The sequence below is a fragment of the Streptomyces sp. AN091965 genome (assembly GCF_022698285.1).
Classification (GTDB): Bacteria; Actinomycetota; Actinomycetes; order Streptomycetales; family Streptomycetaceae; genus Streptomyces.
The window spans coordinates 4,313,931-4,332,887 of sequence record NZ_JALDMY010000001.1 but is presented as its reverse complement, the minus strand read 5'-3'; the positions used below and the strand labels follow the sequence as shown (position 1 = coordinate 4,332,887).

The 18,957-nt window shown below is 71.9% G+C and carries 14 protein-coding genes and 1 tRNA gene; 6 read left to right on the top strand and 9 right to left on the bottom strand.

The features are described from left to right. Positions 1 to 77 precede the first annotated feature (77 nt). The 6 genes from pth to MQV74_RS18070 form a co-directional block, all read right to left on the bottom strand. Positions 78 to 674, bottom strand: a complete 597-nt coding sequence (gene pth, locus MQV74_RS18095; RefSeq protein ID WP_242718947.1) for an aminoacyl-tRNA hydrolase — start codon at positions 672 to 674, stop codon at positions 78 to 80. Positions 675 to 764: 90 nt separating this feature from the next. Continuing rightward, positions 765 to 1,352 (bottom strand): 50S ribosomal protein L25/general stress protein Ctc, encoded by a 588-nt coding sequence (locus MQV74_RS18090; protein ID WP_242718945.1) that lies wholly within the window; start codon positions 1,350 to 1,352, stop codon positions 765 to 767. 175 nt (positions 1,353 to 1,527) lie between these two features. Continuing rightward, positions 1,528 to 2,517: a ribose-phosphate diphosphokinase gene (locus MQV74_RS18085; protein WP_138960149.1), complete on the bottom strand. Its 990-nt coding sequence runs from the start codon at positions 2,515 to 2,517 to the stop codon at positions 1,528 to 1,530. Positions 2,518 to 2,688: 171 nt separating this feature from the next. Beyond that, on the bottom strand, positions 2,689 to 4,146 hold the full coding sequence (gene glmU, locus MQV74_RS18080) for a bifunctional UDP-N-acetylglucosamine diphosphorylase/glucosamine-1-phosphate N-acetyltransferase GlmU (protein WP_242718943.1): 1,458 nt from the start codon (positions 4,144 to 4,146) through the stop codon (positions 2,689 to 2,691). 161 nt (positions 4,147 to 4,307) lie between these two features. Beyond that, positions 4,308 to 4,378, bottom strand: a tRNA-Gln gene (locus tag MQV74_RS18075). A gap of 6 nt (positions 4,379 to 4,384) precedes the next feature. After that, entirely contained in the window at positions 4,385 to 5,248 is an 864-nt protein-coding gene (locus tag MQV74_RS18070; protein ID WP_242718942.1) for a terminase gpP N-terminus-related DNA-binding protein, read from the bottom strand. Between the two features lie 177 nt (positions 5,249 to 5,425). On the opposite strand from MQV74_RS18070, the gene MQV74_RS18065 reads away from it, so the two are divergent. Further along, entirely contained in the window at positions 5,426 to 6,757 is a 1,332-nt protein-coding gene (locus MQV74_RS18065; RefSeq protein WP_242718940.1) for a sensor histidine kinase, read from the top strand. A 141-nt stretch (positions 6,758 to 6,898) separates the two neighbouring features. Here MQV74_RS18065 and MQV74_RS18060 read toward each other — a convergent pair whose 3' ends face one another. Beyond that, positions 6,899 to 7,390, bottom strand: a complete 492-nt coding sequence (locus tag MQV74_RS18060) for an SUKH-3 domain-containing protein (protein WP_242718938.1) — start codon at positions 7,388 to 7,390, stop codon at positions 6,899 to 6,901. A 67-nt stretch (positions 7,391 to 7,457) separates the two neighbouring features. Further along, positions 7,458 to 8,054, bottom strand: a complete 597-nt coding sequence (locus MQV74_RS18055; RefSeq protein ID WP_242718936.1) for a YwqJ-related putative deaminase — start codon at positions 8,052 to 8,054, stop codon at positions 7,458 to 7,460. 247 nt (positions 8,055 to 8,301) lie between these two features. Between MQV74_RS18055 and MQV74_RS18050 the strand changes: the two genes are divergently transcribed. From MQV74_RS18050 to MQV74_RS18040, 3 genes are all read left to right on the top strand, one after another. Further along, positions 8,302 to 9,291: an SMI1/KNR4 family protein gene (locus tag MQV74_RS18050; protein ID WP_242718934.1), complete on the top strand. Its 990-nt coding sequence runs from the start codon at positions 8,302 to 8,304 to the stop codon at positions 9,289 to 9,291. A gap of 8 nt (positions 9,292 to 9,299) precedes the next feature. Further along, positions 9,300 to 12,230 carry an SUKH-4 family immunity protein gene (locus MQV74_RS18045; protein ID WP_242718932.1) on the top strand — a complete coding sequence of 977 codons (2,931 nt, stop codon included), beginning with the start codon at positions 9,300 to 9,302 and terminating at the stop codon, positions 12,228 to 12,230. Positions 12,231 to 12,526: 296 nt separating this feature from the next. Further along, complete coding sequence (locus MQV74_RS18040) at positions 12,527 to 13,444, top strand: cellulose-binding protein (protein ID WP_242718930.1); 918 nt, start codon at positions 12,527 to 12,529, stop codon at positions 13,442 to 13,444. 48 nt (positions 13,445 to 13,492) lie between these two features. Here the strand turns inward: MQV74_RS18040 and MQV74_RS18035 are convergent, their stop codons facing one another. Beyond that, entirely contained in the window at positions 13,493 to 15,079 is a 1,587-nt protein-coding gene (locus tag MQV74_RS18035; RefSeq protein ID WP_242718928.1) for an MFS transporter, read from the bottom strand. 474 nt (positions 15,080 to 15,553) lie between these two features. On the opposite strand from MQV74_RS18035, the gene MQV74_RS18030 reads away from it, so the two are divergent. Both MQV74_RS18030 and MQV74_RS18025 read left to right on the top strand, forming a co-directional pair. Then, on the top strand, positions 15,554 to 16,342 hold the full coding sequence (locus MQV74_RS18030; protein ID WP_138960139.1) for an ABC transporter ATP-binding protein: 789 nt from the start codon (positions 15,554 to 15,556) through the stop codon (positions 16,340 to 16,342). Next, the gene (locus MQV74_RS18025) at positions 16,339 to 18,921 is read left to right on the top strand and encodes an ABC transporter permease (RefSeq protein ID WP_242718926.1); all 2,583 of its coding nucleotides are present in this window, start codon (positions 16,339 to 16,341) and stop codon (positions 18,919 to 18,921) included. Before MQV74_RS18030 ends, MQV74_RS18025 begins: the two co-directional genes overlap by 4 nt. Positions 18,922 to 18,957: the final 36 nt, after the last annotated feature.

Here is an 18,957-nt window from a genome sequence, read left to right as displayed (position 1 = left end):
AAAGCCGCCAGGCCGGGGCCGAGCCGGGCCACCGGGGCCGCACGGGCGGGAGGGTGGGAGGGGAAGGCCCCCACCGCTCAGGAGTTGTACGTGCCCTGGGCCCGCTCCAAGCCCTCCACCGTCAAGGACTCCACCGCATCCGCGGCCCGGTCCACGAAGTAGTCCAGCTCCTTGCGCTCCGTGGACGAGAAGTCCTTCAGCACGAAGTCGGCGACCTGCATCCGCCCCGGCGGGCGGCCGATGCCGAAGCGGACCCGGTGGTAGTCGGACCCCATGGCCTTGGTCATCGACTTCAGACCGTTGTGCCCGTTGTCACCGCCACCGAGCTTCAGCCGCAGCGTGCCGTAGTCGATGTCGAGCTCGTCGTGGACGGCGACGACGTTCGCCGTCGGCACCTTGTAGAAGTCGCGCAGCGCCGTCACCGGACCGCCCGACAGATTCATGTACGACGTCGGCTTGGCGAGGACGACACGGCGGCTGCCAGGGCCCATCGGCCCCAGACGGCCCTCCAGGACCTGCGCCTGGGCCTTCCCGGCACGCTTGAACGTACCGCCGATCCGCTGGGCGAGCAGGTCGACGACCATGAAGCCCACGTTGTGCCGGTTCATGGCGTACCCGGGCCCGGGGTTGCCGAGCCCCACGACCAGCCAGGGAGCGCTCGGGTCCGTCGTCATCTGGGTGTCTCCTCCATCGCTGCTCATAGCCCAACCGCCGCCCAGCGCCGGAGCGCTGGACGGCGGTTGTCACTGCCTTGAGAACGCGGCTCAGGCCTCGGCGGCCGCGTCGCCCTCGCCCTCGGCCGGGGCTTCCTCGGCCTGCGCGGCCAGGACCTGCAGGACCACGGCGTCGGCGTCGACGGCCAGGGTCGCACCGGCGGGCAGCGTGATGTCCTTGGCGTGGATGGAGGCACCGGCCTCCAGGCCCGCGATGGAGACCGTGACGGCCTCGGGAAGGTGCGTGGCCTCGGCCTCGATCGGCAGCGTGGACAGCACGTGCTCGAGCAGGTTGCCACCGGCGGCGAGCTCGCCCTCGGTGTGGACCGGAACCTCGACGGTGACCTTCTCGCCACGCTTGACCAGGAGCAGGTCGACGTGCTCGATGAAGCCCTTCAGCGCGTCACGCTGCACGGCCTTCGGGATGGCCAGCTCGCTCTTGCCGTCGATGTCCAGGGACAGCAGGACGTTCGGCGTACGCAGGGCGATCATCAGGTCGTGACCCGGCAGCGTGACGTGGACGGGGTCCGTGCCGTGGCCGTACAGCACGCCGGGAACCTTGTTCTCACGACGGACGCGGCGGGCGGCACCCTTGCCGAACTCGGAACGGATCTCGGTGCTGAGCTTGACCTCAGACATGGGGCACTCCTCGTAGATAGGTGAACGAAGGTGTCACCCGGCCATACGACTGGCCTGCTACGAAGAGCGCGTCGATAACGGACCGCCGTACCGCAATGAGTACGGCCTCCCTCGCCGAGCAACTTCGACAGTCTACTCGGCGGGGAGGCCGCACCCCAAAACGATCAAGCAGGACTCAGTCCGTCGGACCCGACTGCTCCTCGAAGAGGCTGGTCACAGAGCCGTCCTCGAAGATCTCCCGCACCGCGTTGGCGATGGTCGGAGCGATCGAAAGCACCGTGATCTTGTCGAGCTCCAGCTCGTTCGGCGTCGGCAGCGTGTTCGTGAACACGAACTCGCTCACCTTCGAGTTCTTCAGCCGGTCCGCCGCCGGACCCGACAGCACACCGTGCGTCGCCGTCACGATGACGTCCTCGGCACCGTGCGCGAACAGCGCGTCGGCCGCCGCACAGATCGTGCCACCGGTGTCGATCATGTCGTCGACCAGGACACACACACGGCCCTCGACGTTACCGACCACCTCGTGGACCGTCACCTGGTTGGCGACGTCCTTGTCACGACGCTTGTGCACGATCGCCAGCGGCGCGCCCAGACGGTCGCACCAGCGGTCGGCCACGCGCACCCGGCCCGCGTCCGGGGACACGACCGTGAGCTTGTCCCGGTCGACCTTCGCACCCACGTAGTCCGCGAGGATCGGCAGGGCGAACAGGTGGTCCACCGGACCGTCGAAGAAGCCCACGATCTGGTCGGTGTGCAGATCCACCGAGACGATGCGGTCCGCGCCCGCCGTCTTCAGCAGGTCCGCGACCAGACGCGCCGAGATCGGCTCACGGCCGCGGTGCTTCTTGTCCTGACGCGCATAGCCGTAGAACGGCACGATCACGGTGATGCTCCGCGCGGAAGCCCGCTTCAGAGCGTCGATCATGATCAGCTGCTCCATGATCCACTTGTTGATCGGAGCCGTGTGGCTCTGGATCAGGAAGCAGTCCGCGCCACGTGCCGACTCCTGGTAGCGCACGTAGATCTCGCCGTTGGCGAAATCGAAGGCCTTCGTCGGTACGACGCCGATGCCCAGCTCGTGGGCAACCTCCTCGGCCAACTCGGGGTGGGCGCGGCCGGAGAAGAACATCAACTTCTTCTCGCCGGTCGTCTTGATCCCGGTCACAGCACTGTCTCCTCAGACGAGTTCTTCCGCTGCTGCACCCGCGATACATCCAGAGGTCCAGGAGCGATACTCCGCATCCCAGGACATAGGCCGCGCCACGAGTCAGCCGATTGGTGTGCACCTATCACGGTACGCGGTGTTCAGCGCACCTTTTTCCAGTCAGGTTCCCGGTCAGCCCTCGCCGACCGCGTTCTCGGACCCCCGGGAGGCCGCCTCGGCCGCCTTCGCCGCCGCGCTCCCCGGACGCTTACGGGCCACCCAGCCCTCGATATTCCGCTGCTGGCCACGGGCGACGGCCAGCGAACCCGGCGGCACGTCCTTCGTGATCACGGACCCCGCCGCCGTGTAAGCACCGTCGCCAATCGTGACAGGAGCCACAAACATGTTGTCCGAACCCGTCTTGCAGTGCGACCCCACCGTCGTGTGGTGCTTGGCCTCACCGTCGTAGTTCACGAAGACGCTCGCGGCCCCGATGTTCGAGTACTCACCGATCGTCGCGTCCCCCACGTACGACAGGTGCGGCACCTTCGTGCCCTCACCGATCGTCGCGTTCTTCATCTCCACGTACGTCCCGGCCTTCGACTTCGTCCCCAGCCGCGTACCGGGCCGCAGATACGCGAACGGGCCCACCGACGCCCCCTCGCCGACCTCCGCGCCGTTCGCCACCGTGTTGTCCACCCGCGCGCCCGCACCCACCGTCGTGTCCAGCAGACGCGTGTTGGGGCCGACCTCCGCACCCTCACCGAGGTGCGTCGCCCCCAGCAGCTGCGTCCCCGGATGCACCAGCGCGTCCCGCTCGAACGTCACCGTCGCGTCCACCCACGTCGACGCCGGATCCACCACCGTCACGCCCGCGAGCATGGCCTCCGTAAGGAGTCGGTCGTTCAACACCCGCCGCGCGTCCGCCAGTTGCACCCGGTTGTTGATCCCCGCGATCTCCCGGTGGTCCTCCGCCACCGACGCCCCCACCCGGTGCCCCGCCTCCCGCAGGATGCCGAGCACGTCCGTCAGGTACTCCTCGCCCTGACTGTTGTCCGTACGCACCTTGCCCAGCGCGTCCGCGAGCAGCTGGCCGTCGAACGCGAACACCCCGGAGTTGATCTCACGGATCGCACGCTGCTCGTCGCTCGCGTCCTTGTGCTCCACGATCGCGGTGACCGCGCCCGAGGCCGGGTCGCGCACGATGCGGCCGTAGCCGGTCGCGTCGGGGACCTCGGCGGTCAGTACGGTCACGGCGTTGCCGTCGGCGGAGTGGGTGTCGGCGAGCCGTCGCAGCGTCGCGCCCGTCAGCAGTGGGGTGTCCCCGCACACGACGACGACCGTCCCCTCGACCCGGCCGCCGATCTCCTCCAGGCCGATGCGGACCGCGTGACCTGTGCCGTTCTGCTCCGCCTGGTACGCGGTGCGGGCCTCCGGGTCGATCTCGGCGAGGTGCGCGGTCACGCGGTCGCTCCCGTGCCCCACGACGGCGACCAGGCGCTCCGGCGCGAGCTCACGCGCGGCGGCGAGCACGTGCCCGACGAGGGAACGGCCACAGATGTCGTGCAGGACCTTCGGAGTGGCCGACTTCATACGGGTGCCCTCACCCGCTGCGAGGACGACGACGGCTGCCGGGCAATTGGCGCTCACGGGGGTGCCCTTCGGCTTCGAATGCGTGGGGTTCGGACATCCGCAGGATACCGGGGCGTAATCGGGCCGGGGGCCTTGGGCGGGCGGGGTGCGCGGGGCGGCCCACTAGGGCAAAAGGAAGCGGGCCCCGACCCTTAGGTCAGGACCCGAACCGAGGAATGCTCCCGGGGGAGGACTCGAACCCCCATGATCAGAACCAAAATCTGACGTCTTGCCCTTAGACGACCCGGGATGGGCGCTATGTCCGATTAGGAAGATCCCGCGCGGACGCAGCCCCTACTATGCCGCACCAGGCGCCTTCGATGCGACGGTACAACTCGGCGCTCTGCCGGACCTGGATCACCAGGCAGCCACGGTAGGTCTCGCCCACGTTCTTGCGCACGGTCTTGGGGTTGTGCTTCTTGATGGTCGTCTTGTGGAACGCGGAGCCGTCGGCGCCGACGAGGTCCGCCCAGTACTGCTCGGCACCCCGAACGTCCGCCGTCTCATGGATCATGACGCAGTACCGCACGCGCTCGCGGTCGACTTCGAGGAGGTCGAGCCAGCGCAGGAAGACCTCGACCATTCCCGGGTCGCTGTTCACGAACGTGACACGCTCACGCCGAGCGTACGACTTGCTCTTGGAGCCCTCGGCCCAGTAGAGGCCGACGCCGATCAGGAACAGCTCGCGGTCGGTGAGTTGCCCCACCTCGTCCAGTGCCGCCTTCATGGTGCGCTGGCGCTCCTCCTCGCGCAGTCGCAGCTTGGGCTCCCACCCACGCTTGGCGATGGCTGAAGCCTCCTCGCGGGTCCGCGGGCGCGGCTCCGGCTTGGGCAGGTCCCGTACCCAGAGGGACACCGAGCTCTTCGAGCAGCCGAGCTCCTCCTTGATCTCGTTGTACGTCCAGCCCTTGAGGCGCAGCTCGCGGGCGCGTTCGCGGAGGTCGTCCTTGGCCCGGGGGCGCTTGGTCCACTCCGGTGCGGGTTCGCCCTCCACGAGGCGCTGGAGCAGGTCCTTGCTGCGGACCTGGAGCGCGTCGGCGATCTGGCGGAGGCTGAGGCCCGCGCGGCGCAGGGTGAGGGCCCGGTCGCGGAGGGAGGCGAAGTCGGTGATCTCGGTCATGCGGCGAGCCTCGTTCGGAATTCGGGGCTCCGGGTCGAAAATCTGGGCGGTTCAACTGTTCGAGGGTTACCTGGCGGTTCGGGCGTCGTCCGAGGGGTGCCGGGGTAGGGCCGCGGGGTGCTCGCGTGCCGGAAACTCACCGGAAAACCGGGCGTCGGCGCCCGTAGGCTGGAAGACATGACCACGACGGGGGACAGCGGAACCGCGGCCAGGACAGGGCCGTGGTGGTGGGAGCGGCGGCGCAGTGCCGTGCTCGATGTGGGGCTCGGCGTCGTGTCGGCGGCCGAGTGCGGCGCGGAGGGCGTGGAGTTCGCGCGGGACGCGGGGCTGCCGCTGGCGGTGGGGGTGGGCTTCGGGGTGCTGGCCGGGGCGATGCTGGTGTTGCGTCGTCGTTGGCCGATCGCGGTGGTGCTGGTCGCGGTGGCGATCACGCCGGCGCAGATGGGCGTCCTGATGACGATCGTGGGTCTGTACACGCTGGCGGCGTCGGAGCTGCCGCGCCGGATCATCGGGGCGCTGGCGGGGATGTCGTTGGCGGGCACGTTGATCGTGACGTTGGTGCGGGCCAATCAGGACATAGCGAGCGGGGATCTGACGATCGGCGAGGGGGTCATCCCGTTCATCGCGATCAGTACGTCGCTGGGGGTGACGGCGCCGCCGTTGTTGCTCGGGCTGTACGTGGGTGCGCGTCGTCGGCTGATGGAGTCGTTGCGGGAGCGGGCGGACAGTTTGGAGCGGGAGCTCCAGTTGCTCGCGGAGCGGGCGGAGGAGCGGGCGGAGTGGGCGCGCAACGAGGAGCGCACGCGGATCGCCCGGGACATGCACGACGTGGTGGCGCACCGGGTGAGTCTGATGGTGGTGCACGCGGCGGCGTTGCAGGCGGTGGCGCGGAAGGATCCGGAGAAGGCGGTGAAGAACGCGGCGCTGGTGGGGGACATGGGTCGGCAGGCGCTGACGGAGTTGCGGGAGATGTTGGGGGTGTTGCGGGCGGGGGAGGCTCCGCCGAAGCCTGCTCCGGCTCCGGTGCCGTTGGCCGCGGTGGGGGAGGCGGCGTCGCGGGCGGCGTCGCGGGCGGGGGGTGCGGAGGCCGCGGAGCTGGCGGAGGGTCCGTGTCTGGCGGAGCTGGACGAGCTGGTGGATCAGTCGCGGGCGGCGGGCATGGTGGTGGACATGTCCGTGGAGGGTGAGGCGCGGCTGTATGCGGCGGATGTGGAGGAGACGGCGTACCGGGTGGTGCAGGAGGCGCTGACGAACGTCTTCAAGCATGCGGCGGGTGCGAAGGCGTATGTGCGGCTCGCGCATCGTGGTGCGGAGATCGCGATGCAGGTGGAGAACGGGCCGCCGCCGGAGACGGCTCCGGCGGACGCGCGGTTGCCGAGTGGTGGCAATGGTCTGGTGGGGATGAAGGAGCGGGTGACGGCGCTCGGCGGGGTGTTCGTGTCGGGGCCGACGGACGCGGGTGGTTTCCGGGTGTCGGCGGTGCTTCCGGCGGGGGCGGCCGGGGCCTGATCGCGGCGTCCGCCGCCGTACGGGGGCGCCCCGTAGGGGCGCGGGGCCGTGTTGATGGCGGCTCTGCCGCGTGGGTGCGACCAGCCGCGGTGGGCCCCGCGGTCGCCAGGCGGCACAGGGCGGCGAGGTCCAGCGAGGCGCCTACGCTCCGGCGGTGAGGCGTACGGGTCGGGTGCCCGCGATGAGGGTGGTGAGGGCCTGGTCGATGTGTTGGCCGAGGTACCAGTCGCCGGTGTGGTCGAGGCTGTAGACGCGGCCGCGGGCGTCGACGGCGAGGAGGGCCTGGGTGTCGGTCTCTTCGCCGATGGGGCTGACTTCGGTGCCGAGGGCGCGGCCGAGGTCGCCGAGGGTGCGGGCGGTGTGGAGGCCGTACATGGGGTCGAGGTGCAGGGTGGCGGGGGCTATCTGGCGGCCGGGGCCCTGGGGGGTGATGTGGAGGCCGCCGAATTCGGCCCAGGCTTCGACGGCGGCGGGGAAGACGGCGTGCTGGTGGCCTGCGGGTGAGGTGTGGCGGCGCAGGACGTCGGCCCAGATCTCGGCCTGTTTGATGTCCCAGCGGCCGGGGCGCCAGCCCGCGGTGCGCAGGGCGGCGTCGACGGGTACGGGGAAGCGGGTGGAGTGGTCGGTGTGCATGGTGGTGGGCGCCCTCGGGTGTGGTGCGGTGTGGTGCGGTGTGGTGGTGGACGGTGCGGCGGGGGTGTCAGCCGTCGGCCGCGGTGGGGTCCACGACGCGGACGCCGAAGTGGTCGGTGAGGGCGGTGCAGGAGCGGCAGGGGCGGGCGAAGGAGCCGTGCAGGGGGTCGCCGTCCTCGCGGATGCGGCGGGTGGTGAGTTTGGCGTGTTTGAGGGCTTTGCGGGCTTCGCCGTTGGTCATGGGTTTGCGGCGGGCGCGTTTGGAGCGGCCGGCGTCGGCGGTGGTGAGGTGCCGGGAGACGAGCAGGGCTTCGGCGCAGCGTCCGGTGAAGCGTTCGCGCTGGGCGCTGGGGAGGGCGTCGAGGAAGTCCTGGACGAGGGGGTGCAGGTCGGGTGGTTCTGCGCCGCGTTTGGGGGTGCTGGTGAGGGTGGTGCCGCGGACGGAGAGTGCGGCGGCGACGGTGGGCAGGATGCCGTCGCGGCGGTGGAGCAGGACGGGTGCGTCGGCGGGGACGCTGCTCCAGCCGACGCGGGGGTCGCCGCCGGGGGTGCCTGGGGTCCCCGGGGTGCGCGCCGTGGTGGCTGTGGTCGTGGAGTGAACGGTTCCGGCGCTTTCGGTGGATGTATCGGTGGTCCGTGACATGCTGGTTTGTGCCGTGTGCATGTGGTGTTTCCCTCCCCGTGCCCGCGGCGTCGGCCGCTGGTGCCACGCCCCCGCGTTGCGGGAACAGACTGCCAAATGGGGCGCGTGGTACGGAAGCTGGGTCGGTGCGACACGACGGGGTTTCGTCTCTGGGTGACGGGCTCGTGGCGGGTGGTCACGGATCCGGCGGGCCGATGACCCGTGTCGTCCTTCCGCATAGGCTGTCGCCATTCGTGAACCTCGACAGTGCCGCAGGAGGGCAACCGCCATGACGACAGGTCGGCCAGGTCGGCTCGGGCAGCAGGCCGCGCCGCCGAACGCGGCCTACGCCGGGCAGGTCGTGCACTTCCCGGATCCGGTCCGTGCCGCGCGGCACCCCAGGGGTGTGCGGGTGGACGGTGAGGGCTATCCGGTCTTCTCGCCGTACGCGCGTGCCGCGGCGGAGATCGCGGAGCCGCCGGAGGGTTTCGGCGTGGACGAGCTGCGGCTCACGGACTACGTGTCGGCGAACGCGGCGCTCGCGGCGTCGGGGCACGAGCTGTGGGACACGGTTCCGGCGGTGGCGACGCCGCACGGCTGGACGTGGCACCACGTGCCGGGTGGCCGCCGTCTTGAGCTGGTGCCGGTCGAGGTGAAGGCGTTGCTGCGGCATCACGGCGGCATCGCCACGTCTGCGGTGGATCACGGCAAGCGGGGTACGCGTCCGTTGCAGGAGACGCGTCCGGCGCATCTGGCGCTGCCGAAGGGGGCGCTGGCGGTCTCGGAGAGCCAGGTGGCGGGGGTCGAGGAGGACCTGGGCTATCGGCTGCCGGGGGCGTATCGCTCCTTCTTGAAGGCGGCGGGCGGCTGTGCGCCGGTGGGGACGGCCCTGGACGCGGAGCTGGGTCTGCTGATCGACCAGCCGTTCTTCACGGTGCGTGACGAGGCGGCCGTGAACGACCTGGTGTACGTGAACAAGTGTCTGCGCGACCATCTGACCAAGGATTTCCTGGGGGTCGGTTTCGTGCAGGGCGGTCTGCTCGCGGTGAAGGTGAAGGGCGATCGGATCGGCTCGGTGTGGTTCTGCGCGTACGACGACGCGCGTGACGTGGATCCGTCCTGGGCGCCCGCGGAGCGGGTGCAGCGGCTGCTGTTGCCGTGCGGGGACGACTTCGACGCGTTCCTGTCCCGGCTCGCGGGCAGTCCGCCCGAGCTGGAGACCGTGGCGAACCTGATGGTGGACGGCGGCTTCGCGCGCGTCGTCCCGGTGGGGGAGTGAGCTCCGAGATGGTGACCTTCGCACAGGCGCAGGAGCGCGCCGAGGAGTGGATCAACGGTGAGGTGCCGCCGCCGGATCACCGTGAGGTGCGGGTGCGGGAGTTCGACCTGGGTTTCGTGGTCTGGGCGGAGGACCGCGAGGGCGGTCCGCGTTCGGACGGTGGTGGTCAGCGTCTGGTGATCGCCAGGGACAGCGGTGAGGCCACGTTGTGGCCCGCGCTGCCGGTGGGTGAGGTGATCCGCCGGTACGAGGAGGAGTACGGGGTGTCGGACGCGCCGGAGCCCGCTGTCGCGCCCGCGGCGCCGGCGCGCATGGATCTGAACCAGACGTCGTTCTTGTTGAGTCCGCCGGAGTGGTTGCAGGAGGCGGCGGACAAGCTGGGGATCCCGGACCGGCGGTCGTCGTCGTCCGCTCCGGAGCCCGCGGCCGCGCCGGAGCCTGAGCCCGCGGCGACGTCGGCGGGGCCTGTTCCGGCCGCGCCTGTTCCGGCCGCGCCGGAGGGTGGTGGCACGTCGTGGCCTGCCGCCGGTGGGTCCGCCGGGGCGTCGGTGGGTGTGTCCGGTTCCGCTTCCGCCGTGCCGTCGTCGGAGACGCCGTGGGCCGGTACGGACACGAACATCGGGGGTGATGACGACGACGTGGCGGTGCCGCTGCCCGCGACGGTGTTCTCGCCGCCGGTGAACCTGGACGGGGACGAGGAGGACGTGCCGCCGCCGAGCGTGTCGCCGGAGGCGAAGACCGCGCTGATGTCGGGCGGCAGTCAGCTCCCGAGGACGGCGGTCGCGCCCGCCCTGGACGATCCGGCGCCCGGGGCGCCGGGTCCGGGCCCGCAGCTTCCGCCGCCGCCCGCGGGTGCCGCGGTGAGCGGCCCGGATCTGCCTCCGCCGCCCGCGGGTTCGGCCGTGGGCGGTCCGAACCTTCCGCCGCCGCCCGTCGGCTCGGCGGTGAGTGGCCCGCATGTGCCGCCGCCGCCCGCCGGTCCGGCGGTCAGCGGTCCCCCTGTGCCGCCTGCGCCTGCTGGTCCGGGTGCCGGTGGCGCGCATGTGCCGCTTCCGACCGCGGGCGGGCCCGGTGCGCCGCTTCCGTCGGCCGGTGGGCCGGGTACGCCGCTTCCGCCGGTGGGTGGGGTTCCGGGTGGTCCTGGTACGCCGCCGCCCGCCGGGGCGGCTCCGAGTGGTCCGGGCATGCCTCCGCCGCCCGTGGGTGCGACGCCGGGCGGCCCCGGTATGCCGCCGCCCGCCGGTGCGCCGGGCGCGGGCCCGCAGCTTCCGCCGCCGCCCGCCGGTGCGGCCGTGGGTGGTCCCGGTACGCCGCCTCCGCCCGAGGGCGTCGGCGCGCCGCAGCCCGGTGCGCCCGGCGGCGCCTATGTGGCGACGCAGCTCGTGTCGTCGCTCGGCCCCGAGGGGCCGCAGCCTCCCGGAGCGCCGCAGCCGCCGGCCGCGCCCGGTGGGCCGGGTACGCCGCCCGGTGGGGTGCACCACGCGGCGACGATGCTGGCCGACCCGAGCATGGGCGGTGGGCCGCAGCCTCCGGCTGCTCCTGGTGCTCCTGGTGCTCCTGGTGCTCCGCAGCCTCCGGGTCCGCCCGGTGTGCCGGGTACGCCGCCCGGTGGGGTGCACCACGCCGCGACGATGCTGGCCGACCCGAGCCTCGGCGGTGCGCCCAAGCCTCCTGGTGCCCCGGGTGTGCCCGGTGCGCCGCAGCCTCCCGGCCCGCCCGGTGCTCCGGGTGCTCCGCAGCCCCCTGGCGCGCCCGGCGTCCCGGGTGCGCCCGGTGGCGGTGTCCACCACGCCGCCACCATGCTCGCGGGTCCCGCCGTCGGTGGCCCCGGTGCGCCTTTGCCGCCCGCGGCCCCGGGTGCGCCCGGCATGCCGCCGCCCGCCCCGGGCGCGGTGCCGCCGGGCCCGGGGATGGTGCCGCCCGGTGCCGGGCAGCCGTACGGCTATCCGCAGCCGCCCACCGGGCAGCCCACCGTGGGGCCCGGCTACCAGGCGGTGCTGCGGTACCGCGCCCCGGACGGGTCCGAGCAGCAGGTGATCCGGCGGTCGGCGCCGGGCACCCCGCACCCGGAGTGGCAGATCTTCCACGAGCTGCGCGGCATGAACATCCCGGCGGACCAGGTCCTGGAGCTGCACACGGAGCTGGAGTCGTGTGAGCTGCCGGGGGCGTACTGCGCGCGCATGATCCGCGAGACGTGGCCGCAGGCGCGCATCACGTCGATCGCGCCGTACGGCAGGGATCACGCGTCGCGTCAGCAGGGCATGCAGCAGCTGCTCGCGCACCAGGGCGAGTTGCACCAGGTCGCGGACGGTCCGGCGCGTCCGGCGCCGGTGCGGGCGCCGCTGCCGCCGGTGGCGCCGGCGCCACCGGTGCCGCCGGAGGCCGTGGCGCAGGAGCTCGCGGGGGCGTTCGGGCCCGGGGTGTTCCGGTTCGACCAGCGGGCGGTGTCCCGGCAGGGCGTGCCGGACGTCGTGGCGCACACGCTCGTCGTGGCGGGTCTGCCGCTCGACTTCGGTCCGTTCTTCTGGGCGCAGGCCCAGCCGGGGCGGCCGGTGCCGACGCTCGCGGAGCTGGCGCAGGAGCGCGGGGTGGCGCCCGCGTCGGACGCGGGTTCGTACCTGGTGATGGGCAGCGACTTCGGCCGGGCGCTCTGTGTCCAGTACGGCACGGCGCACATCGTCGCGGTGCCGGTGGAGGCGGGTCCTGGCGGGGCTCCGGTGCCGCCGCAGTTCGTGAACACGGGGCTGCCGGAGTTCGTGCGCTGTCTGGCGCTGCTCGGCCGCATGTGGCGGCTGCGCTACGGCCTCAACCAGGAGCAGGCGGGGCGCTGGACCGTCGACTTCCAGTCGCAGCTCGCCGCGCTCGACCCGGCGGCGCTGTCCTCGCCGGAGACCTGGTGGTCGGTGCTCCTGGAGCAGATGTGGGACGGCTTGCTGTAGTCCGTACGCGGTGTGTGACCGGGGCGCTCGACCTGTACGACGGGTCGGGCGCCCCGGCGCTGCGCCCCCGGTCGGGGGTCGCACGGTTCTTCGACGTACGGCGGAACGACACCCCGATTCCGACTTCTGGTCCCAATTGGCGCATCCTTGACCGGGTGGCGCTGACGGAGTGTCGTGTTATGACCACTTCCGCTTGATCCATCAAGATGTGCGCCAATCGCGTTGTACGCGGGTGGCGCGGCGGAGAGAGTCAGCGCGACGGTGAGAGTCCGTGTGGGCGAAAGAGGGGAACCAGGATGAGCGGCAGCGGTGCGTCACCTCATGGCTTCGTCACCGGCCGCGGCCGCGGCTACCGTCCCGAGCAGGTGGAGGCGTACGCCGACGCGCTGTCCCGGGACCGGGACGCCGCGTGGGAGCGGGCCGCCCGCCTCACCGTCCTCGCCCGGGACATGGGTGAGGAGGCGGCGCGCCTGCGCGAGGCCGTCGCGCGCCTGGCCCCGCAGACGTACGACGAGCTCGGCCGGCGCGCCCAGTACCTGCTCGCGCTGAGCGAGGAGGAGGCCGCGGCCGTGCGGGACGCCGCCGCGGCCGACACCTACGAGCTCGGGCAGGCCGTCGCGGCCGCCACCACGGAGCTGCGCGGGGCCGCGCGGGCGTACGCCGATTCGGTGCGGGGCGAGGCCGAGGAGCGGGCCAGGCAGCGGCTGCTCGCCGCGCGGGCCGCCGAGGACGAGCTGCGGACCGCGGCGCGCCGCGACGCGAAGGAGTGGCGCGGCGAGGCGCTCGCCGCGCTGCGGGAGATGCGCCGGCGCACGAGCGGTCTCCTTGCCGAGCAGGAGAAGGAGCACGCCGAGCGCTGGGAGGCCACGGAGCGGGAGATCGCCGAGCGGGAGGCCGTCGCCGACGCCCGCGAGGCGGCCCTCGTCGCCGCGGCCGAGGCCCGTCTCACCGAGGCGAAGCGGGCCTGCGCCGAGGCGGAGGAGGCGGCCCGGCACCGCGAGGAGGACGCGGCCGCGCGCGCCGCCGAGCTGATCGCGGAGGCCCGGGTGCGGGAGGAGCGGGTCGGGCGGGAGACGGAGCGGTTGCTGCGCGAGCACGGCGAGCGCTGGGACGAGGTGCGGGCGCACATGGACCACGTCCGCAACAGCCTGGCCTCGCTGACCGGCCGGGGCTACGGCGACGTCCCCGGCCAGAGCCCGGGCGACGCCTCCTGAGCGCGGGGCTCGGCCAGGAGGGGGCGCGTGGGCCTTTCCCCGTGCTGATCAGTCGGTAGGGCGTTTCTCGGGGCGCGTACGAGTCAACTGCGCCTCCTGGGGCTCCTGTTGCGCCCCGGCTTCGGTGGCGGCCTCCGCGCCCGGCTCCTCGGCGTCCGGCTCCTGGATGACGGGGAAGCGCCGGGGCGCGAGCAGCAGCAGGACGAGCAGGCACAGCACCGCCGCGCAGGCCGCGCCCACGTACACGGCGTCCACGGCCGCGTCGACGGCCCGGCGCAGCCGCTCCGGGTCGGCGACGGAGTCCGGGTCGTCGAGGGACTTCGCGACGGCGTCGAGCGAGCCCGCGCCGCCGAGCCTGGAGCTGAGGACGCCGTTGGCGATCGCCCCGAAGACGGCCGCGCCCATGGTCTGGCCGATCTGGCGGCAGAAGAGGACGGACGCGGTGGTCGTGCCGCGCTCCGCCCAGCCGACGGTCGACTGGACGCCGACGATCAGGGGGAGCTGGAAGAGCCCGAGCGCGGCGCCGAGCAGCAGCATCAGGAGCGCGGGCTGCCAGGCCGCGCCGGGGTAGGGGAGCAGCGGGAAGGTGAACAGGACGCAGGCGGCGGCGCTGATGCCGACCATCGCGCTGTTGCGGAAGCCGATGCGCCGGTAGACGTGCTGGCTCAGGGCGGCCGACACGGGCCAGCTCAGGGTCATGATGGACAGGACGAAACCGGCGGCCGTCGGGGCGAGTTGGAGCACCGACTGCGCGTACGTGGGCAGGAAGACGGTGGGCGCCACCATCAGCAGGCCGAGTGAGCCGAGCGCCAGGTTCACGGCGGCGATGGGGCGGCGCCGCCACACCCAGCCCGGAATGATCGGGTCCGCGGCGCGCCGCTCGATGGCCACGATCGCGCCGACGCACGCGAGCCCCGCCGCGAACAGCGCGAGCGAGGGCGGCGACAGCCAGCCCCAGGCGACGCCTCCCTGTACGAGTGCGGTGAGCAGCGCCCCGCCCGCGGCGAACACGGCGAGAGCCCCGGGCCAGTCGACGCGGTGCCGCTCGCCCGGCGGGCGTACCGGCTCGTGCAGGTGGCGGACGATCAGCCAGAGCGCGAAGGCGCCGACGGGCAGGTTGATCAGGAAGATCCAGCGCCAGTCCGCGTAGGCGGTGAGCAGGCCGCCGACCGCGGGGCCCGCGACGGCGGACACGGCCCACACGGTCGAGAGCCTGGCCTGGATGCGGGGGCGCTCCTTGAGCGGGTACAGATCGGCGGCGACGGTCTGCACGGTGCCCTGGAGGGCGCCGCCGCCGAGGCCCTGCAGGACGCGGAAGGCGATCAGGGAGCCCATGTTCCAGGCGAGCGCGCACAGCACCGAACCGGCGAGGAACAGGGCGCAGCCCACGATCAGGACGGGCTTGCGGCCGAAGGTGTCGGACAGCTTCCCGTAGACGGGCAGCGTGACCGTCGCGGCGAGCAGATAGCCGGAGAACAGCCAGGAGAAGACGGAGAAGCCGCCGAGGGAGCCGACGATCTGCGGTACGGCCGTGGAGACGATGGTGGCGTCCAGGGCGGCGAGCGCCATGACGAGCATGAGCGCGGCGACGACGGCGCCGCGCCGGTCCGAGCGCCGCGCCCGCGCTGCCGCCATGACCAAAGTCCTTTCCCCTTGCACCGGTTGCCCCGGTCACCTTCTCACTGTTGGCGCGCTCCAGGGAGGGGGTGGAGAGCTTCTCCCCTGGTAGGGCGGTTGCTTGGTCAATAAGTGGGTGGAGCGACCCTGAGAAGCGCTCCACCGCCGGGTGGAGAACCCCTAGGGGGACCTCCGTACTAGGGACAGGGGGACGTTGGTACCGGCGGAGGACGAGAAGGCGCGGGCCCGTCCTTAGATTTGCTTTACGCCGCAGGGCACGGGGTGAAGCCGCCGGGCACGGGCACGGGGCGTGGGGCCGGTAACGGGGGTCCGGCTCCGCGTCCTGCGACGAACCACAGCGCGGGGGGTGGGGTTTTCCCCAGGAAAAGACTGCGCTGCGCACCAGGGCGCCGGAGTACCCCGGCGTTCCACACTGATCCACGTGGGCGCGCCGACACGCGTTCATCTCGTCACCGACATAGGAGACTTACCGTGACAACGGCTGTATCCACTCCCAGGCACGGGGGAACTGGCGGGCGTACGGCCGTCGCGGCGCGGGCTCGCCAGGTCGTCAAGGCGTACGGCTCCGGCGAGACCCGGGTCGTCGCGCTCGACCACATCGACGTGGACATCGCCCGCGGCCAGTTCACCGCGATCATGGGCCCCTCCGGGTCCGGCAAGTCCACGCTGATGCACTGCCTCGCGGGCCTCGACACGGTCAGCAGCGGACAGATCTACCTCGACGAGACCGAGATCACCGGCCTGAAGGACAAGAAGCTCACCCAGCTGCGCCGCGACCGCGTCGGCTTCATCTTCCAGGCGTTCAACCTCCTGCCGACGCTGAACGCCCTGGAGAACATCACGCTGCCGATGGACATAGCGGGCCGCAAGCCCGACAAGGGCTGGCTCGACCAGGTCGTCCAGACCGTCGGTCTCGCCGGGCGCCTCAAGCACCGGCCCACCGAGCTCTCCGGCGGTCAGCAGCAGCGCGTCGCCGTGGCCCGTGCCCTGGCCTCCCGGCCCGAGATCATCTTCGGTGACGAGCCGACCGGAAACCTCGACTCCCGCGCGGGCGCCGAAGTCCTCGGCTTCCTGCGCACGTCGGTGACGCAGCTCGGCCAGACCATCGTCATGGTCACCCACGACCCGGTCGCCGCGTCGTACGCGGACCGCGTGCTGTATCTGGCCGACGGCCGCATCGTCGACGAGATGTACAGCCCCACCGCCGAGCAGGTCCTGGACCGCATGAAGCACTTCGACGCCCGGGGGCGCACGTCATGACCGTCCTGAAGACCTCGATGCGCAACTTCTTCGCGCACAAGGGACGCATGGCGCTCTCCGCCGTCGCCGTGGTCCTCTCGGTGGCCTTCGTGTGCGGCACCCTGGTGTTCTCCGACACGATGTCCACCACCTTCGACAAGCTCTTCGCGGCCACGTCCTCCGACGTCACCCTCACTCCGAAGGACGCGCCGGACGCGGGCGACGAGGGCCCGCGCACCGGCAAGCCCGAGACCCTGCCCGCCGCCACGGTCGACCGGGTGAAGAAGGCCGACGGCGTGCAGTCCGTCGAGGGCGCGATCACCAGCGACAGCGTCACCGTCGTCAATTCCAGGAACAAGGACATCGGCCCCTCCAGCGGCGCCCCCACCCTCGCGGGCAACTGGACGAAGAACGACCTGCGGTCCATGGAGATCACCTCCGGCCACGCCCCGCGCGGCCCCACCGAGGTGATGCTCGACGCCGACACCGCCGACAAGAAGAACCTCAAGATCGGTGACGAGCTGCGCACCATCGCCGCCACCGGCACCTTCACCGCGAAGATCACCGGCATCGCCACCTTCAAGGTGACCAACCCCGGCGCCACCGTCGTCTACTTCGACACCGCCACTGCCCAGCGCGAACTGCTCGGTGCCACCGGCCGGTTCACGCACGTCAACGTCACCGCGGCGAGCGGCGTCAGCGACGCCCGGCTGAAGGCGAACGTGGCGAGCACCCTCGGCGCCGACGCCGCCGACTACAAGATCAAGACGCAGAAGGAGAGCGCCGACGCCAACCGCAAGTCCGTCAGCGGCTTCCTGGACGTCATGAAGTACGCGATGCTCGGCTTCGCCGGGATCGCCTTCCTCGTCGGCATCTTCCTGATCATCAACACCTTCTCCATGCTGGTCGCCCAGCGCACCCGCGAGATCGGTCTGATGCGGGCCATCGGCTCCAGCCGCAAGCAGGTCAACCGCTCGGTGCTCGTCGAGGCCCTGCTGCTCGGCGTCGTCGGCTCCGTCCTCGGCATCGGCGCGGGCATCGGCCTCGCGGTCGGCCTGATGAAGCTGATGTCGGGCGTGGGCATGGAGCTGTCCACGGAGGACCTCACCGTCTCGGCGACGACCCCGGTGGTGGGCCTGCTCCTCGGCGTCATCGTCACCGTCCTCGCCGCGTACCTCCCGGCCCGCCGCGCGGGCAAGGTCTCCCCGATGGCCGCCCTGCGCGACTCGGGCACCCCGGCCGACGGCAGGTCCGGAGCCGTGCGCGCCGCCCTCGGCCTGGTCCTCACCGGAGGCGGAGTCTTCGGCCTCTACGCCGCGGCGGCTGCCGACAAGGCGAAGGAGGGCTCCCTCTTCCTCGGCCTGGGCGTCGTCCTCACGCTCATCGGCTTCGTCGTCATCGGCCCGGTCCTCGCGGCCTTCGTGGTCCGTGCGATCAGCGCGGTCCTGCTGCGGATGTTCGGCCCCGTCGGCCGCATGGCCGAGCGCAACGCCCTGCGCAACCCCCGCCGCACCGGTGCCACCGGCGCCGCCCTGATGATCGGCCTGGCCCTGGTGGCCTGCCTCTCGGTGGTCGGCACGTCGATGGTCGCCTCGGCCACGGACGAGCTGGACAAGTCGGTCGGCGCGGACTTCATCGTGCAGGGCAAGCAGCCCGTCAGCCACCAGGTGGAGAAGCGCCTGAAGAACACCCCGTACGTCGCCCACACCACGCGTTTCAAGGAGGTCAAGGCCGACATCACCACCCCCGACGGCAAGACCGACAAGGGCGTCGGCCTCAGCGCGAACGACCGCACCTACGTACAGGACCTGCGCCGCGAGACCACCGCGGGCGAGATGTCCGCCGCCTACGGGGCGAACGCGATGTCGGTGGGCGAGGGCTTTGCCAAGGACCACCACCTGAAGGTGGGCGACAAGCTCAAGGTCGCCTTCGACGACGGCCGGACCGGACAGCTGAAGCTCGCGGCGATCACCGATGAGGAGGGCACCCTCGACCGGGGTGCGATGTACCTGAACATCACCACCGTCGAGCGGTACGTCCCCGCCGACCGGATGCCCCTGAGCGACACCGTCTTCGCCAAGGCGGAAGAGGGCAAGCAGGACGAGGCCTACGCCGCGCTGAAGAAGACCCTGGAGACGGACCCGCAGGTCAAGGTCCAGGACCAGACCGACTTCAAGCAGACCCTGAAGGACCAGGTCGGCCAGCTTCTGAACATCGTCTACGGCCTCCTCGGCCTCGCGATCATCGTGGCCATCCTGGGCGTGGTGAACACCCTGGCCCTCTCCGTGGTGGAGCGCACCCGCGAGATCGGCCTGATGCGGGCCATCGGCCTCTCCCGCCGCCAGCTGCGCCGCATGATCCGCATGGAGTCCGTGGTCATCGCCCTCTTCGGCGCCCTCCTCGGCCTCGGCCTGGGCATGGGCTGGGGTGCGACCGCCCAGCAGCTCCTCGCCCTGGAGGGCCTGAAGGTCCTGGAGATCCCCTGGCCGACGATCATCGCGGTCTTCGTGGGCTCGGCCTTCGTGGGCCTGTTCGCCGCCCTGGTCCCGGCGTTCCGGGCGGGCCGGATGAACGTGCTGAACGCGATCGCGACGGAGTAGCCCCACCCGCGAGAGCCCCCTCCGGTGCCCCGGCCC

Coding starts and splice junctions, on each gene's coding strand:
- pth (WP_242718947.1), bottom strand. CDS start 674: ATGACGACGGACCCGAGCGCTCCCTGGCTGGTCGTGGGGCTCGGCAAC.
- MQV74_RS18090 (WP_242718945.1), bottom strand. CDS start 1,352: ATGTCTGAGGTCAAGCTCAGCACCGAGATCCGTTCCGAGTTCGGCAAG.
- MQV74_RS18070 (WP_242718942.1), bottom strand. CDS start 5,248: ATGACCGAGATCACCGACTTCGCCTCCCTCCGCGACCGGGCCCTCACC.
- MQV74_RS18065 (WP_242718940.1), top strand. CDS start 5,426: ATGACCACGACGGGGGACAGCGGAACCGCGGCCAGGACAGGGCCGTGG.
- MQV74_RS18060 (WP_242718938.1), bottom strand. CDS start 7,390: ATGCACACCGACCACTCCACCCGCTTCCCCGTACCCGTCGACGCCGCC.
- MQV74_RS18055 (WP_242718936.1), bottom strand. CDS start 8,054: ATGCACACGGCACAAACCAGCATGTCACGGACCACCGATACATCCACC.
- MQV74_RS18050 (WP_242718934.1), top strand. CDS start 8,302: ATGACGACAGGTCGGCCAGGTCGGCTCGGGCAGCAGGCCGCGCCGCCG.
- MQV74_RS18045 (WP_242718932.1), top strand. CDS start 9,300: ATGGTGACCTTCGCACAGGCGCAGGAGCGCGCCGAGGAGTGGATCAAC.
- MQV74_RS18040 (WP_242718930.1), top strand. CDS start 12,527: ATGAGCGGCAGCGGTGCGTCACCTCATGGCTTCGTCACCGGCCGCGGC.
- MQV74_RS18035 (WP_242718928.1), bottom strand. CDS start 15,079: ATGGCGGCAGCGCGGGCGCGGCGCTCGGACCGGCGCGGCGCCGTCGTC.
- MQV74_RS18025 (WP_242718926.1), top strand. CDS start 16,339: ATGACCGTCCTGAAGACCTCGATGCGCAACTTCTTCGCGCACAAGGGA.